Annotated in this window: 11 protein-coding genes; 4 read left to right on the top strand and 7 right to left on the bottom strand. The window is 37.4% G+C overall.

What is annotated here, in order from left to right:
• Positions 1-45 precede the first annotated feature (45 nt).
• From dotD to epmA, 4 genes are read left to right on the top strand one after another with little or no spacing between them, the layout of a single operon-like run.
• Positions 46-528, top strand: coding sequence for a type IVB secretion system lipoprotein DotD (gene dotD / locus AAHF87_RS00620; protein ID WP_342146279.1), 483 nt, complete (start codon positions 46-48; stop codon positions 526-528).
• Complete coding sequence (locus tag AAHF87_RS00615) at positions 515-1393, top strand: type IV secretory system conjugative DNA transfer family protein (protein WP_342146278.1); 879 nt, start codon at positions 515-517, stop codon at positions 1391-1393. Before dotD ends, AAHF87_RS00615 begins: the two co-directional genes overlap by 14 nt.
• Positions 1362-2504 carry a Dot/Icm type IV secretion system ATPase DotB gene (gene dotB, locus AAHF87_RS00610; RefSeq protein ID WP_342147851.1) on the top strand — a complete coding sequence of 381 codons (1143 nt, stop codon included), beginning with the start codon at positions 1362-1364 and terminating at the stop codon, positions 2502-2504. The genes AAHF87_RS00615 and dotB overlap by 32 nt, the downstream gene beginning before the upstream one ends.
• Positions 2491-3471, top strand: a complete 981-nt coding sequence (gene epmA, locus AAHF87_RS00605) for an elongation factor P--(R)-beta-lysine ligase (RefSeq protein WP_342146276.1) — start codon at positions 2491-2493, stop codon at positions 3469-3471. Before dotB ends, epmA begins: the two co-directional genes overlap by 14 nt.
• 297 nt (positions 3472-3768) lie before the next feature.
• On the opposite strand, the gene pncA is transcribed toward epmA, so the two are convergent.
• From pncA to prfA, 7 genes are all read right to left on the bottom strand, one after another.
• On the bottom strand, positions 3769-4386 hold the full coding sequence (gene pncA / locus AAHF87_RS00600) for a bifunctional nicotinamidase/pyrazinamidase (RefSeq protein ID WP_342146275.1): 618 nt from the start codon (positions 4384-4386) through the stop codon (positions 3769-3771).
• Positions 4387-4575: 189 nt separating this feature from the next.
• Positions 4576-9603, bottom strand: a complete 5028-nt coding sequence (locus tag AAHF87_RS00595) for a pentapeptide repeat-containing protein (RefSeq protein WP_342146274.1) — start codon at positions 9601-9603, stop codon at positions 4576-4578.
• A gap of 179 nt (positions 9604-9782) precedes the next feature.
• Positions 9783-11270, bottom strand: a complete 1488-nt coding sequence (locus AAHF87_RS00590) for a nicotinate phosphoribosyltransferase (protein WP_342146273.1) — start codon at positions 11268-11270, stop codon at positions 9783-9785.
• A gap of 236 nt (positions 11271-11506) precedes the next feature.
• Positions 11507-12490, bottom strand: a complete 984-nt coding sequence (gene dksA / locus AAHF87_RS07275) for an RNA polymerase-binding protein DksA (protein ID WP_425287988.1) — start codon at positions 12488-12490, stop codon at positions 11507-11509.
• Positions 12491-12646: 156 nt separating this feature from the next.
• Positions 12647-13489, bottom strand: a complete 843-nt coding sequence (gene prmC, locus AAHF87_RS00580; RefSeq protein ID WP_342146272.1) for a peptide chain release factor N(5)-glutamine methyltransferase — start codon at positions 13487-13489, stop codon at positions 12647-12649.
• 165 nt (positions 13490-13654) lie between these two features.
• Entirely contained in the window at positions 13655-13984 is a 330-nt protein-coding gene (locus AAHF87_RS00575) for a hypothetical protein (protein ID WP_342146271.1), read from the bottom strand.
• Between the two features lie 198 nt (positions 13985-14182).
• A complete protein-coding gene (gene prfA, locus AAHF87_RS00570; RefSeq protein ID WP_342146269.1) occupies positions 14183-15265 on the bottom strand; it encodes a peptide chain release factor 1 in 1083 nt (360 codons plus the stop codon).
• Between the last annotated feature and the right edge of the window lie 24 nt (positions 15266-15289).

Below are 15289 nucleotides of genomic sequence, written 5' to 3'. Positions count from 1 at the left end.
CAATGCAGCGGTAGGGTACAAAATTTTATCTAAAATAAGATAAGCATGAAAAAAATAACAGTCGCGCTTTTTGTGAGTCTACTATCAGGGTGTGCTTCACAAAACTTACCGAATTCCATAACTCCTGCTATCAACGCTCACTCGGATGATGCCTCAATTAGGCTTGCCGAAGCAGCACGCTCGGTTAGCCAGTCATTAAATGAGTTGAAAGAGCTGGAAAAGGCTTCCAGCCCTCCCATTAGCAAGCCACTGCCCTATCCCAGCGCTTCAGGACTAGAGAAAACTATTGCCTCAGTCGATTGGTCAGGCCCCATAGAGCCGCTGTTACAGCGTATTGCCAAGCTTGCGCATTTCCATTTACGAATCATAGGAAAACAGCCAGCCGTTCCGGTTTTAGTGACTATTTCCTCACAAAATACGCCACTCAATTATATCATCCGCAATACCAATCTTCAGGCAGGCAAAAAAGCTAATATCATCGTCTATCCAGGTATTAAGACCATAGAACTACGTTATGCTAAATATTAATATTAAGTATTTCGAAAAATTTTTACGAAAATATCCGAGAATAGTATTTGGCTTGAGCCTATTTGCGCTGCTCAGTGCCTGTAGCACCGTACAACCTAATTATAAAACCGTTGGTAGTTTAGATAATTTAGCGCAGCTACAAGACTTACATGCCCAGGTCACGAAGGACAAGAAGCAAATGACCGCTTTACGTTCACAAGCACTACAAGACATCGCGATGAGTGTCGGTGCGCAAGCGGGTTTAGCTTGGCGTTCAGAACAGATTAATCAAGTATTAACTAAGAACTCATCACAATTAGATCGTATCTTTAATTTCAATTTAATTTTACTCGATCACAACGTCATACCTCCTGTGCTAGTCCAAGGAAATAATTCACTGAAACTCGCGGATAGCCAAACTTTACGTATCGACGATCGTACTTACCAGATTATTAGTCAGGCGCGCTTCACCACAGCACCGCCGCAGTGGCGTAATTATGTATGGATGGATTACCAACATCCCGAATTACCCTTACCCGCTTTTTTGCCAAAAACACCTGAAGAACGACTCGTCTGGAAAAAATATGCTACGTTGGGATGGCAAGATGGGATTGATCAAGCCGATGCTATTTTTAATGATAATTTAGCGCGCCTAACCCGCGATTACACTGGTATGGCTTTATATCGAAATTTATTATTGAAAGGCATGGTCAGTAAACCTTTTGTAGCACATACTGATCTTGGAGTTACCGGCGATAGTTCTGATTTACATATTAATGATCAAATATTGCGTATCACTTCCTTACCAAAATTACAAGTTAATCCGGGCCGATGGAAATCCATCGTGACGCATGATGATGATGACAGCCCATCTACTTCCCGATGAACCGGTACGCTTCACTTCGGCTTGTCTAGCGCGACTACTCATCCACTGTCAAAAGTTGGGCGCTTCGGATATTACGTTACAAACCGGCGAGCCCGTCTTTGCTGAAAGTTACGGTCGCCTACTGCGTATCACACAGCGTAAATTATCTAATACCGAAGTCTCTGAAACACTCAATCTTATCTATGGTCCTAATGGTAGTGCGCAAATTTTAAGTGGCGTTGATATCGATACACACTATGAATTTCGACCCAATCGCAACGAACGTTATCGATTCCGTGTCAATGCCACAGGTTGCTTAGTAGAAGGTCATGACGCGATACAAATAAGCTTTCGTACTATTCCGAGTACGCCACCTAAAATGTCGGATCTGAATTTAGAAAGCGAATTAATCCATGCCTTAGCACCTGCGCAAGGCATCGTGTATGTCACTGGCGCAACCGGTTCCGGTAAAACCACTTTGTTAGCGGCTATTATCCGCGATCTGGCTGAAAAAGAAGATTCACATCGTAAAATCCTTACCTACGAAGCGCCGATAGAATTTGTCTATGACTCAATTGACATGCCCAGTGCTATCGTCAGTCAATCCGAGATACCTAGACATCTACCCAGCTTCGCCGCGGGCGTCCGTAATGCCTTACGACGTAAACCTCGACTCATATTAGTCGGCGAATCACGGGATCCGGAAACCATCGGTGCTTCTATCGAAGCCGCATTAACAGGACATCCTGTCTACACAACGTTACACAGCAATGGCGTGGCCGAAACCTTAAGACGCTTAGTCAATTCCTTTCCTGCTGAAGAAGCAAAAGCCAGAATGATCGATATTATTGAAACTATACGTGTGGTAATTTGGCAGCAATTGGTGCCTAGTATGGATGGGCGCCGCATTGCCTTACGCGAGTTTTTAGTTTTTGATGAAAAACTGCGAGATTATTTATTAGATTCTAATTTAGATAATATCAGTGCCACTACGCGACGCATGTTAAAAGAACAGGGTCAACCGATGTCTGTGGATGCCAAACGTAAATTTGACGCCGGTCTCATCAGCGAACGTGTCTATAAACGCTTAATGCTTAGTGCAGAATTCTCTGAGCACCATGATGGAGTTTAAAAACACTTGGCAGCCTACTACCACGCTGCCAATGTTACATTGTCGCGCCAAACTCTTAGCCGACATTCGTAAATTTTTTGCCGAACGTCGAGTGTTAGAAGTAGAAACTCCTTTACTCAGCCAAGCAACGGTCACGGACCCTCATCTGCATAGTTTCCAAACACAATATTACTTGGATAATAGCCAGCACCAACAGACACTTTTTCTACAAACTTCTCCTGAGTTTTCTATGAAACGTTTGTTGGCGGCGGGATCGGGACCCATCTATCAAATTTCCAAAGCATTTCGTAACCAAGGAGAATCGGGGCGTTATCATAATCCTGAATTTAGCTTATTAGAATGGTATCGACCTGACTATGATCATCATCAACTCATGGACGAAGTCGAAGCTTTATTAAAAAAATTATTAGCGTGTGGACCCGCACAACGTTTTAGTTATGCAGAAGTTTTTCAACGTTATTTGAGTTGCAATCCTCATCGACTAACCCTTAGCGAGTTAAAACAACTCTCGCTTGGTTTAGGCCTAGGCACTGAAAATTTAGATCTAAACACCATTGCAGATTATTTAAATTTCTTAATGTCGAATATTATTGAACCGCAATTACCTAGACAATTGGTTTTTATTTATGACTACCCGGTTACTCTAGCTGCTTTAGCCAAAGTGCGCAACGATACAATACCGGTGGCGGAACGTTTTGAGGTTTATCTAAATGGTATCGAACTTGCCAATGGCTTTCATGAATTAAATGATGCTAACGAGCAACGATTACGCTTTCAAAATGATCTCTGCACTCGTGAAAAACTTGCTTATCCATCCGTACCCATCGATGAGTATTTATTAGCAGCTTTAACACACGGTCTTCCTGATTGTGCAGGCGTTGCTTTAGGCCTTGATCGCCTATTAATGCTTATGGCAAACGCGAATAAGCTTTCAGACGTTATTAGCTTTTCCATCCAACGTTCCTAGTATAATCTGCGTCTTTTATTTTAATTCTGTGTTGGCTGATTGTTTCCGTGCTCATGCATTTCGCAATGCACTCCGCTCCTCTACAATCATCCGTCTTGAACTAAAACAAAATACTTGATTATTCCTGAATATATTTGCGTCTTTTGTTTTATTCCTTCGGTAAAAAGTGCATCTAGCGATTCATATAGTATATTGATTGTCATCGCAAGCGCCGCAGGCGTGTGGCAATCTAGGAACTACAAAACTATAGATGGCCCCGCTCATTACATTCGCTCGCCTTGACGGTAGCTAAATTTTTCATTCTACTTCATCACTTTGAATAATTTTTACGCCGACGGTTTTCATTTCAGAAATGGCTAAACGTCCATCTTCTGGATTGACGTTCACCGCTCGACATCCATCTTCAATCAAGTAGGTTTTGAAACCCAGTTTACAGGCATCTAACACGGTATATTTAACGCAATAATCGGTTGCTACGCCCATAATATATACTTCACTAATCTGCAATTCTTTGAGAAAGTCCGCTAAACCGGTTTCTTTCTGCTGATCATTTTCAAAAAAACCACTATAACTATCAATTTCGGGATCATTACCTTTACGAAAAACTTTGATAATATGATCCAATTTTAGATCTTTGACAAACTCGGCACCTTTAGTGTTTTGCACGCAATGTACCGGCCATAACATTTGCGATAAGCCGGCTTGTTGAATAAACTCTCCAGGAAAGCGATCTTTATGATTATCAGCAAAACAAGAATGATCCTCAGGATGCCAATCCTGCGTAGCGATAACATATTTGAAATGCTCTTGAACGCGATTAGCCACTGGAATCACTTCGTCAGCGTTATCCACTGCTAATGGACCTCCAGGCATAAAATCATTTTGTAAATCCACTAAGATCAAGGCTCTTTTCATAAAAGTTAGATTCCATGAACAAAAAATTATTATATTAATTAAGCAAGCACAGTGCCACTCACCATTTTTATTTTAATCTGTTTTTCCATCTCAGGAAAGAGAAAGATAGTTAGTCTCAGGAAGACTAAGGATATTCACCACATGGAACTTTAACAAAAAAGATCATTTTGGTGCTGCAGAACGCTAATGCTATCGATATAAATTTTTTTGAAATTTATCAGTTTTTCTTTGTATTTTTTGTTGCGAACTAAACTGTTTTTTATTTAAAGGCACATAATTCTGTTTAGCACAGCATTTGATACAAAAATTAATAAAAAAAAGTGAGGAGTTTATATCACAATGTGCAGTAACAAACTTTATCGGCTTATTCTTAACCGTTGAACCAAAATTTACATCGGTTAATTTTAAAGTATTAGTATTAAGCCTATCTTTATAAATATGATTTTTTTTATTGTATGATTTCATTTCTAAATTTTTACCGAATTGACTAAGCAATAAATGATTGTTAGACGTTAACGGAGCATTTTTGATTAACTTAATAGGAATATTGCGAGAGGAATGAGTATTTTTAGTTAGTTTTTCTGACAAAGGAAAAAATTTATCAGGGTTCTTTAAGTCTGGTAATATTTTTTTAATGTTTTTTGTTTTAGCTTTTAAAGAATCAGGTTGATAACTAGGCTTAGTTTTTGTTGTGACCTCTTGCTTCGGTAATGTTAATTTATTTTCATAGAATGAACGTTTAGTTTTATTAAATTTAGCGGATTGTTCATGCTTAGCTAAAAATTGATCAGCTATCTGCCAAGCTTGATCATTTCTTAGGCTTATTTCCTGTTCTATAAAATTCAGGGCTCGCTTTTTACGATACACATGAGATTCATTGCTAATCTGGCTTGAGTTAAAATAAAGATTTACGTTTTCCGGGACTCTATCATTCATATACTCATCAGAATTTTCTATTGATAAATCTGATGAGTTTAACGGTTGAATTAAGGGAATTACTTCTTGCAAATAGCCATAATCTTGTAAAAAAAGCGTTATTTCATTGCTGCTTAATCTATTACCCTGTTTATAGTGGGTAAGATTATTACAAATAATATTTAAAGTTTCGATTAAGTTTATTTCAGAAAATTCGTTATCTTGTTCTAAATCATAACCTAATTCAATAAAGGTCGATTCAATCCTTTTAATCAATTCTAAAAGGAGAGGTTGTTCATACCAATTAAACGGAAAAGGTAAACTACCATTAACCAATGAGCCTCGAGAATCTAATACAGTTAACGTGCGTGGAGTTTCTTTGAAATCAGAAAATTTAGCTAATAAAAGTTTTAATTCAGAGAAATTTTTTTTCAAAAAATCACCAATATTAACGAAAAATTCGACAATTTTTTTACGTGCATAATCATTACCAATTTCTAGATCGGGGCGCATTCGATACATGGAATCCATGATGTCGGTTATCAATAACTCTTCAGTAGAACAAGCAGCTTGATCGATACATCGATTAGCAATATTGATTGCAGATTGAATTTGATTAGCATTAGCCCCTCTACTATGTCCTATATTTTCCACAAGTACAGGAACCATTTCCTTTAATTGAATTTTAGTTAACTCATCAATAGATTTTATTTGTGCTGTTTCTGGCTTACTTAGCGCTTCACCAATAAAAAATAACACCATTGCAGCCAAATCATAGCGTGCACCGTGCGTTTTACCTATCATTCTGCCTTGACCAATTTTTTCCTTGACTTTACGCGCAATATGTCGTAGTAAATTTTTAGATATTTTTTCGTTAAATCGAGGGTTTTTAATAATGATTAAACTCTGAGAAAATTTCGTTTTAAATAAGATATTTTTACCTGTACCTACTGAGATAATTCGATTTTCAAGATAGATAGAAGAATAATCTCTCTGTTGATTAAAATAATGAAAGACAACATTACAGAAACCTATTTTTTTTAAATATTGTACTTCAGTTAACAAATTTTCATTCGTTGTAATGGATTTAGTTATATAGAAATGTAACTTAATTAAACTACGATCTATTTCAGAAATACTATTAATCGCATAAATGCTCATTCTATAGAGTTCACTTACGTCAGTCTCATATCCCCAATAGAAATTGGCTTCATTAACATTTTGCAAATAGTAAAGTGGTTTTTGAAAAATAGGTGTATCTTTAATAATGAAATTTTGAGCAGAAGACCGCGCTAATAGCTCAACATCTTCCAAAGTGATCATATTTTGATGTTTTCGCTGAATTTTTTGTAATAATAGATGCACCGAACACAATTGATTTGTTTGTCGCTTAGATCTCTTAAATGAACAACCTAATGGTGAAGGCTTATATTGAGCATATTCCAATTTTAGATCAATAGCTGACATTGCTTTTTCTGTTAGTACCTGACTTAAATAAAAACTATTTAAATCACTGCCTCGAAAATTACGTAAACCCAGTTTAAAAAGATCAATAAATACATTTTTTGGTAACTTGGCATTCCACACCGGATAAGCGGCTAATTTTCTCGGAATCGGTCCCTTTATCGCCTTAACTCCAGAAAAATCCCGATGTCCTGATTCATAGAATTCAAATAATATATTAGCTGTCATCTCAACTTGATTAAAGCTCACATCTTTTAGCGTGTAGAATTTAAATCGAGTATCGCTTAAAAAATTTACTTGCTCAAAATGAACTTTATCTAATTTCGTTTTAATGGCTTTTAAACTAAGATAAAATTTAGAATTCATGGGATCGCTAGAATGGAATATCGATCCAGTTAGATCAGATTCTATAAAATGCACATAAAAACTCAGTCCAAAAAATTTAGCATTTTTAAAATCTGTTCGATAGAAATTTAACGGTTCATAACCTTCATCTAAAAAGTCCATATTAATATACACTTTACACTCATCAAAATTTTTAAAACCTAAATTATACATATATTTAACTAAACTCACTTCTAATTGACTACCTTGCAACTTTGTTTCTGAATTGATAGTTAGCAGATGCATTTTAGTTTTACGTAGATCAACATTGATTAAATTAGCTTTAACTAGTTTAAGGCCTACTACATTAAGCTGGTTTAAATTACAACCTTCTAAATTTGCGCCAGAAAAATCAAGAAAACTTAATCTATCTTTTATATCAGCACGTTGAAAATCAATCTCTTTTAAATTTGCTCCTGTAAATTGATACATATCTGAAAAAAGAAATTTTCTAAATACATTGGTAGATAATAACGCCCCGGTGAAGTCAAGTTCTTTATACGGAGAATTATTAGGACTTCGAAAGTTCGTCTTTCGCAAATCTACATGCCTAAATGAAACATCAATTAAATAAGAATAAAAAATTGTGTCTTCTAATTGTGCATTATCAAAATTAGCATGTTGTATTGATTGATAAAATTTAGTTTTTTTAAAATTTAAACTGGCAAAATTATTCCAATCTAAATAGTGAAAAGGTAGCTGTTTAAAATTAAGCTCTGAAAAATTTATGAAATTATTATCAATCAAACGGTTTAAAAATACTTTGGTCACACTCAAAGCTTGGTTTTTACTGATCGTATCGTAATTTTCTAGTTTATAATTGATGGATAAACCAGGGAAAGTACAGCGAATATCCGCTTCCGATAAACCTTCGTCAATTAGTTTATGGATAAACTCTTTCCCACAATTTTGAATTAAGAGTACCCTATTGGCTTTGTTAGGCATATCGTGTAATAACTGCATAAATAAATGCACAGAGCCATTCTCTCTGATCAATACAGCCAGCTTTTCTGAAAAAATATTATCTAGGAAATAAACATGATAAGACGTAGGCAAATGTTTTAGAATAGTTAATAGTGATTTAGTATTAGTAACAAATATAGTGTGGATTAAAATTATAACAGTCGGAATAAAATTTGGCTCATAATGTGAAAATAAATCCTGTTTAATTCTATTCACAGTAGGTATTAGGCTTGCTAAGCGATCTTCTTTAATAAGTTGCAACAAAAATTTTCTTTCCTGATTCACCCATACCCAAGTTAAATCTATAATCTCTGGAAATCCGTAATATTCTAATTGATGCAAGTTTGACAAAGTTATTTTTTTACTTTCAAATCCTGTAAATATTTTTCTTGATAATAATCTTTGCGTCACGGTTATCTTTAAATTGTCTTTTGGCTTTAATTCATTATTAGCATCAAAAATTTCTTCTAATCCAACTTTATTTTCTTTAAACCAACTATCCTCTCCGATCAAGTTTAATTTATTCATTATGATAGCAACTTTATCTGTGTAATCATTGTCACTATGCATAATAGTATTAAAACTTTCATGTAATTTAGCAGTAAAATAATCTACTAAATTTTTAGCGGTAACCTGCTGTTCCAACTCTTTTATATAAGCGTTAACAATGGCAGAACGAGTAAATTGGCTTAACTTATTTCCCAATTCAATCGCACCCAAATCTCTTTCGATCAAAATAGGAAAGCCAGACTCTTTTGCTTGGCTCAATAAATAATTGTGTGCGTGTAATAAATTAGCGGTTATTGCACTATGAGATGCCTTGCAAACTAATACTTGATAACTGTCAGGTATAGCAAATGGACGTTTTGCCGCTACATTACTAGCGGTATCTTTTGCAAAAGAACGTAACCAAAGTTTAATTTGCTGATTACCTTCTAAATTTGCTTCTAGTTGTAGAGCCGCACTATTAATTCTGGCATAACAACCGGCGATGCAGTGTGCTAACTCATTGTCGGCTAATAAATTTATAAGAATATTTTTACGCTCTTGTAATGGAATTATTGAATTGTGCAAAAGAACTGTTATTCTTTCTAATAATTTTTTTCCATCACCATAGAGTAATACCATCCCATCGCTAGGTTGTTCTAGCTTTCTCATAAAATTTGTTAAACTTTCTGCATGCTCTAGATTATACGTTCTTGCCCAATTTTTTATTTTAATTAAGGTTAAGCTTAATTCATTCTGCAAAATTATAAAATTATCCGTATACAATTCACTACCCGCACGTTTATACACAAATCTATTTAAGTCATTTAGTGTATGTCGTCCTGCATAATAAATGGGAACTTGTTGTTCAATTAAATGAGGATAAATTTGTTGTTTAATTGATTGATCAAGTTCCTCTAAATTATGCTTGTTAAAACTAGCTTCGCTATCGCTTATTAGGTGTAGTGAATAAAAGTTGGCAGTTAGCAGCGAATCTTTTGGCATAAGACATCCTTGTCATTTTTTAAAAATGAAAATAAAATATTTAATTAATATATATATTAATTAAATAAAAAAATATAGTCTTTAAAAAATATAATTAGACAGTGGAAAATTTAAAAAATTCGGTGGTTACGTAAAACATTAGTCCACGTTGCGGCCTCGCCATAACGGACACATGAATTTTACCGTACAGATGATTTAGCTTTTAAAATAAGCGCTAATTTTAAATTATATAAGTTCTCTTCTAAACCTACTGGATAAGCATGCGGATTTAATAAGCGGCGAATACTTTCATGAAATTGCTGTAATTCCTGATGAGTTTTTTCTTGAATGGATTTTAATGAAGGTACTTTATAAACTAATTCTCCTTGTCTAAAAATTGCAGTCAATAAATCACGGTGCGGTGTTGTTGCCGGAATGGTACGGCGTTTGGTCGGATCGACCGGATCAATTATCGTGATATTTTTTTCCGAAATACCTAATCTTTCATCATAAATGGCATCCGCCATCGCCGACCCATTCACTTTATCAGCATAATAACGTCGCACAGATAAAGTCCCAGGAGTAGAAATTTTAATGGTTTGTTCAGATAACTTAAGTTTGTTTTCCCAAATTCCTGCTGCCGACTTAATCGCACTGAGTTTGTAGACACCCTCGAGAGCGGGTTGCTCATAGGCGGTAATTAAATGTGTGCCTACTCCCCATACGTTAATACTGGCGCCCTGCTCCTTCAAACTAGTGATCACGGAGGGATTCAGATCATTACTACCGACTATCACCGCATCCTGGTAACCTGCCGAGTCTAAAAGTTTGCGTGCCTGTTGACTTAAATAAGCTAAGTCACCGGAATCTAAACGGATACCTGCTAATTTAAAGCCATTGGGTTTTAATTCTTCTGCAATTTTAATCGCATTTTTTACACCGTCGAGTGTGTTATAAGTATCCACCAAAAAAATACAGCGATCCGGAAAGGTTTCTGCGTAGGCGCGAAAAGCTTCTAATTCATTAGCAAAACTTAACACCCAACTATGCGCATGTGTTCCACGTACCGGAATACCTAATAGTTTTCCGGCTAATACATTAGAGGTCGCGGTACAGCCTCCAATATAAGCCGCACGGCTCGCCATTAAAGCACCATCAAAACCTTGTGCGCGACGTAATCCAAATTCTAATACTGGCTCACCCCGTGTGGCTTGCAACAGTCGCGCGGCGCTGGTGGCAATGAGACTCTGAAAATTAACAATATTCAGTAAAATACTTTCTAATAACTGACATTGTAATAAAGGTCCTTTAACACGGATTAAAGGCTCTTGCGGAAAAACCACCGTCCCTTCTTCAACGGCATCGATATCACAACAAAATTTTATGTGTTGTAAGTACTGCAAAAAATCGGCACTAAATAATAGCTTGCCTTGTGTGTCCGTTAACCCAGCTAAATAATCGATATCGTCTTGTGTAAATTGAAAATTCAAAAGATAATCAATTAATGTGCCTAAACCTGCACAAATAGCATACCTGCCATTAAACGGCGCTTGGCGAAAGCTATGATAAAAAACCGCATCGCGTTCGTGTATCCCCGCCTTCCAATAGCCATAGGCCATGGTTAATTGGTAAAAATCGGTTAATAAGACTAAAGACGATTTATAGAGTTGTGTTATTGAGTTTTGCATTGAAAATAAACCGGCGAGAAAGTTTCGCAAATTGAGTTAATCATATAGAAAAACCATCGTCATGGCGAGCTCACGAAGTGAGCGTGGCCATCCAGTTGCGGGATTTCTAGATTGCCGCGCGCTGCGCGCTCGCAATGACAAATAACTTATTCAGCAAGGTTTAAATTTTTCTCTAGGTTTAGTTGCGCAATTCATCGTTATTTAAATAAAATAATTCGTATTTTTTGATTAGTCTGTCAACCACCGGTTTGTTTTTCTCGAATCTCATCCAAAGTTTTACAATCGATACAAAGACTGGCGGTAGGACGTGCTTCTAAGCGGCGAATACCAATTTCCACGCCACAAGAATTACAGAAGCCATAGTGACCTTCATCGAGTTGCTGTAAAGCTTCCTCAATTTTTTTAATGAGTTTACGTTCACGGTCGCGTGCACGTAGTTCTAAATTGAATTCCTCTTCCTGAGTCGCGCGATCGCTAATATCAGGTAAAGAAGTACCTTCATCTTGTAGATGATGTACCGTTCGACCCATATCCTCCAACAACACGCGTTTTCGCTGTAATAATAAACGGCGAAAATACGCCTGCTGGCTCGAGCTCATATAGTCTTCCCCAGGACGTTCCTTATAAGGCGCTATATTTAAATCGATTTCTGAATTAATAGAAGTCAATTCTAGCCTTGTTTCTGGTAAAGAACGTTGTTTTTTCGATTCTTTCTTAGGTTTTTTATGTTCTGCCATTTTAGTTTCTATTGATGGTTGTTGTTTTACCGCAGGTAGCGCCTGGGAATCAGACTTTGCTTGCTGTTGTTTTTTTTTAGAAGGAGCTCGGATAACTTTAGCCTTCGCTACTTTTGTTGATTTTTTTTTAGCTATAGGCTTTCTACTTCTGGTAACACGGGAGGACGTCGACGTTTTCTTTGAGGTTTTGCTTTTACTAGGCTTTTTTTTTACCCGACTAACTGCTTTTTTTTTAGTCTTTCTGCGTGTAGCAGGCTTACGACGAGTCGCTGTTTTCTTACGTGTTGCCGCTTTTCTGCGACGTGGTTTTCTTGTAGCTTTTTTAGCAGCGCCTACTCTTTTACGACGACGCGTAGTTTTCACACCCGTAGTAGCTCTCTTCTTTCTTCGTTTTGTAGCTTTTTTACGTGTAGGTGTGGACTTTGCAGCTGTAGTGCGTTTTTTACGTCGCTTTGCAGCCGCAGGTTTTCTTTTTACTGGCATAAAAAGTTCTCCTCTTGAGAATTTAACATTTGCCGGAATTGGCACACACACATAAACCAAACACATCTATACCAAAAATAATTCGACATGGCAATCATTTCAAAGCACCTACCATGTCTCTTCTTTTTATTAATGATTTATAGATCATATTTTCAATTAATTCCATTTTCCACTACTAACTCGTTGATGACCGGCCAAATCTTTGTAACTTTTTATCTGCTGATAGCCATATTTTAAAAAAAATTCCTCAACAAAAACTGCCTGCTGATACCCATGCTCTAAAAATAAAATACCGCCCTTCCGAAGATACGCACGTGCTTGTTGAATAATAATTTCTAAATCATTTAATCCTTTTTCCCCTGAAATTAAAGCATTTTTCGGTTCGTAAGCCAAAGCACATTCCGTCTGCAAGTGTGGATCATCTAATGCAAGATAAGGTGGATTACTAAGAATAACATCAAATTTTTCATCAACTAATAATGCCTGGCACCAATCACCTTGACGTAGTTCTATGCTTTGGATGTGATAACGGCGGATGTTGCGCTCGGCAACCTGTAAAGCACCAGGGGAACAGTCACTTGCAACGAATTGCCATGCGGGTCTACTCAATGCTAATGCGACAACAATTGCCGCCGAGCCTGTTCCCAAATCCGCTATTTTACGTGGTTCAATGCCAAAGGTATCAAGCACTTTTTGCACTAATAATTCCGTTTCTGGCCTGGGAATAAGTACTTCGGGTGTCACTTCAAAAGACAATGACCAAAATTCTTGTCGACCTAGCAAATAAGCAACGGGTTCTCCTGCTAGTCGACGTGTAATCAGTTGTTGTATGTTTTTTTGCTGGCGGGTTGTCAGTAACCTATCCGGATGTTGACTATGCAATTGTGCCCGCGTAAGTCCTAAAACATGGCCAAATAACAATTCGGTATCTAAATAAGCGCTAGGACTGCTCAGCTCTAACTCTTTTATCGCGCTACGCCAGCAGGAAATTAACAGCATAAGAGGGACAACACAGACAAAAATTCCAGTGCGAAGATTATGCTCATAGCAATGGAGTTTTTGGCAAGCCGCCGCAGAAATGAAGCAACCGGAGTGTATTCATATACATGAGGATTGCGAATTGAGCGGCAACATAGCCAAAAATTTCATTGCGAAGAGCATCGCTTAAAACTCTTTAGGAATTTGCTTACGTCGTATATAAGAGACAAAAAATAGGATAATTAATAAGGGTAATAACACCGGTAATAACACGGGAAATAAAATAATCGCGACGATAGTCCAAATAGCCGCAATGGCGCCGATTATTAATGCGCCAGCCCAGGTTAAAATAAACAACAGTAAAATACTCAACGAAAAAAAGAACACTGAAGCGACCAAAAACCCCCAAACACTAAAACCAATCACCACGGCTCCGGTAAATAAAGCCAGTGTAATGTGACCGCCAATAATCAGCAATAACAGAATAAACAATGCGATAGCGAGTGATCGAAGCATTTAACATTCCTCCATTATGGATAGTGTGATAAATCATTATTTTCAAAAAAAGAGATTCCCTTACTCGTCATTGCAAGCACCGAAGAATATTGATCGTCATTGCGAGCGCGTAGCGCGCGGCAATCCATGGATGGCCATACTCATTACATTCGCTCGGCATGACGGTGATTCTTTTGCTCTTTTCCATTACTTATGAAACTATTCGCCCAAGGCGGCTAATTCATCGGCTTGATATTCACGCGTCAAGGATTGAATAACCGGTTCTAAATGACCTTCCATAATATCAGATAATTGATACAAGGTTAGATTTATCCGGTGATCAGTTAAACGACCTTGAGGAAAATTATAGGTGCGGATACGCTCTGAACGATCGCCACTGCCGACTAAATCTCGACGTGTTTCTGCTTCCTCGCGTTGTTGCTTGGCTTTCTGTGCCGCTAATAATTTGGATTGTAACAAAGACATCGCGCGGGCTCGGTTTTTATGTTGCGAGCGTTCATCTTGACATTCCACCACCAAACCGGAGGGTAAATGCGTAATGCGGATGGCGGAATCGGTTTTTTGTACGTGCTGTCCTCCAGCACCTGAGGCACGAAATGTATCTACTTTTAAATCGGCTGGATTGATTTTGACATCATCCACGACATCGATCTCGGGTAATATCGCCACCGTACAAGTTGACGTATGAACTCTGCCTTGCGCTTCGGTTTCAGGCACGCGTTGCACGCGGTGTGCACCGGATTCAAATTTCAAATGCGCATAAACAGCAGCTCCAGTTATACGCGCAATGATTTCTTTATAACCACCTTGCTCGCTAGGATTCATATGGATAATTTCCACCGTCCAACTCTGATTCTCTGCATAACGGGAATACATCCGAAATAAATCACCGGCAAAAATTGCTGCTTCATCGCCTCCGGCAGCCGCACGAATTTCTAAGAACACATTGCGTTGATCATTAGGATCTTGCGGTAACAATAAGCGTTCTAATTCTTTTTCTAAATCGACTTGTTTCTGTTGTGCAAATTTAATTTCTTCTGCAGCGAGTTCACGCACCGCCGAATCGGCATCATGTAAACACTGTTCGGCTTGATTTAGGATAGTTAAGTTAGTCCGATATTGCTGAAAACATTGTACGACAGGGCCTAACTGAACATACTCCTTAGATAAATCACGGAAATGATTTTGATCCTTAATCACGTCCATATCACCCAATAAAGCGGTTAATTCTTCGTAACGTTCGACGATTAAGGTCAATCTATTGAATAAAGAGGTCTTCATATGACCACTTTATACCTAAAGCGC

Origin of the sequence: Rickettsiella endosymbiont of Aleochara curtula (assembly GCF_964030935.1) — a bacterium.
Lineage (GTDB): Bacteria > Pseudomonadota > Gammaproteobacteria > Diplorickettsiales > Diplorickettsiaceae > Aquirickettsiella.
Note: the sequence above shows the minus strand (reverse complement) of the source record. Positions and strands in the feature narration are given on the sequence as shown.

Excerpts from the sequence above, each read along its gene's own strand:
- prmC (WP_342146272.1), bottom strand. The coding sequence starts at position 13,489 with ATGCTGTTAATTTCCTGCTGGCGTAGCGCGATAAAAGAGTTAGAGCTG.
- dksA (WP_425287988.1), bottom strand. The coding sequence starts at position 12,490 with ATGCCAGTAAAAAGAAAACCTGCGGCTGCAAAGCGACGTAAAAAACGC.
- dotB (WP_342147851.1), top strand. The coding sequence starts at position 1,362 with ATGATGATGACAGCCCATCTACTTCCCGATGAACCGGTACGCTTCACT.
- dotD (WP_342146279.1), top strand. The coding sequence starts at position 46 with ATGAAAAAAATAACAGTCGCGCTTTTTGTGAGTCTACTATCAGGGTGT.
- AAHF87_RS00590 (WP_342146273.1), bottom strand. The coding sequence starts at position 11,270 with ATGCAAAACTCAATAACACAACTCTATAAATCGTCTTTAGTCTTATTA.
- epmA (WP_342146276.1), top strand. The coding sequence starts at position 2,491 with ATGATGGAGTTTAAAAACACTTGGCAGCCTACTACCACGCTGCCAATG.
- pncA (WP_342146275.1), bottom strand. The coding sequence starts at position 4,386 with ATGAAAAGAGCCTTGATCTTAGTGGATTTACAAAATGATTTTATGCCT.
- prfA (WP_342146269.1), bottom strand. The coding sequence starts at position 15,265 with ATGAAGACCTCTTTATTCAATAGATTGACCTTAATCGTCGAACGTTAC.
- AAHF87_RS00575 (WP_342146271.1), bottom strand. The coding sequence starts at position 13,984 with ATGCTTCGATCACTCGCTATCGCATTGTTTATTCTGTTATTGCTGATT.
- AAHF87_RS00615 (WP_342146278.1), top strand. The coding sequence starts at position 515 with ATGCTAAATATTAATATTAAGTATTTCGAAAAATTTTTACGAAAATAT.
- AAHF87_RS00595 (WP_342146274.1), bottom strand. The coding sequence starts at position 9,603 with ATGCCAAAAGATTCGCTGCTAACTGCCAACTTTTATTCACTACACCTA.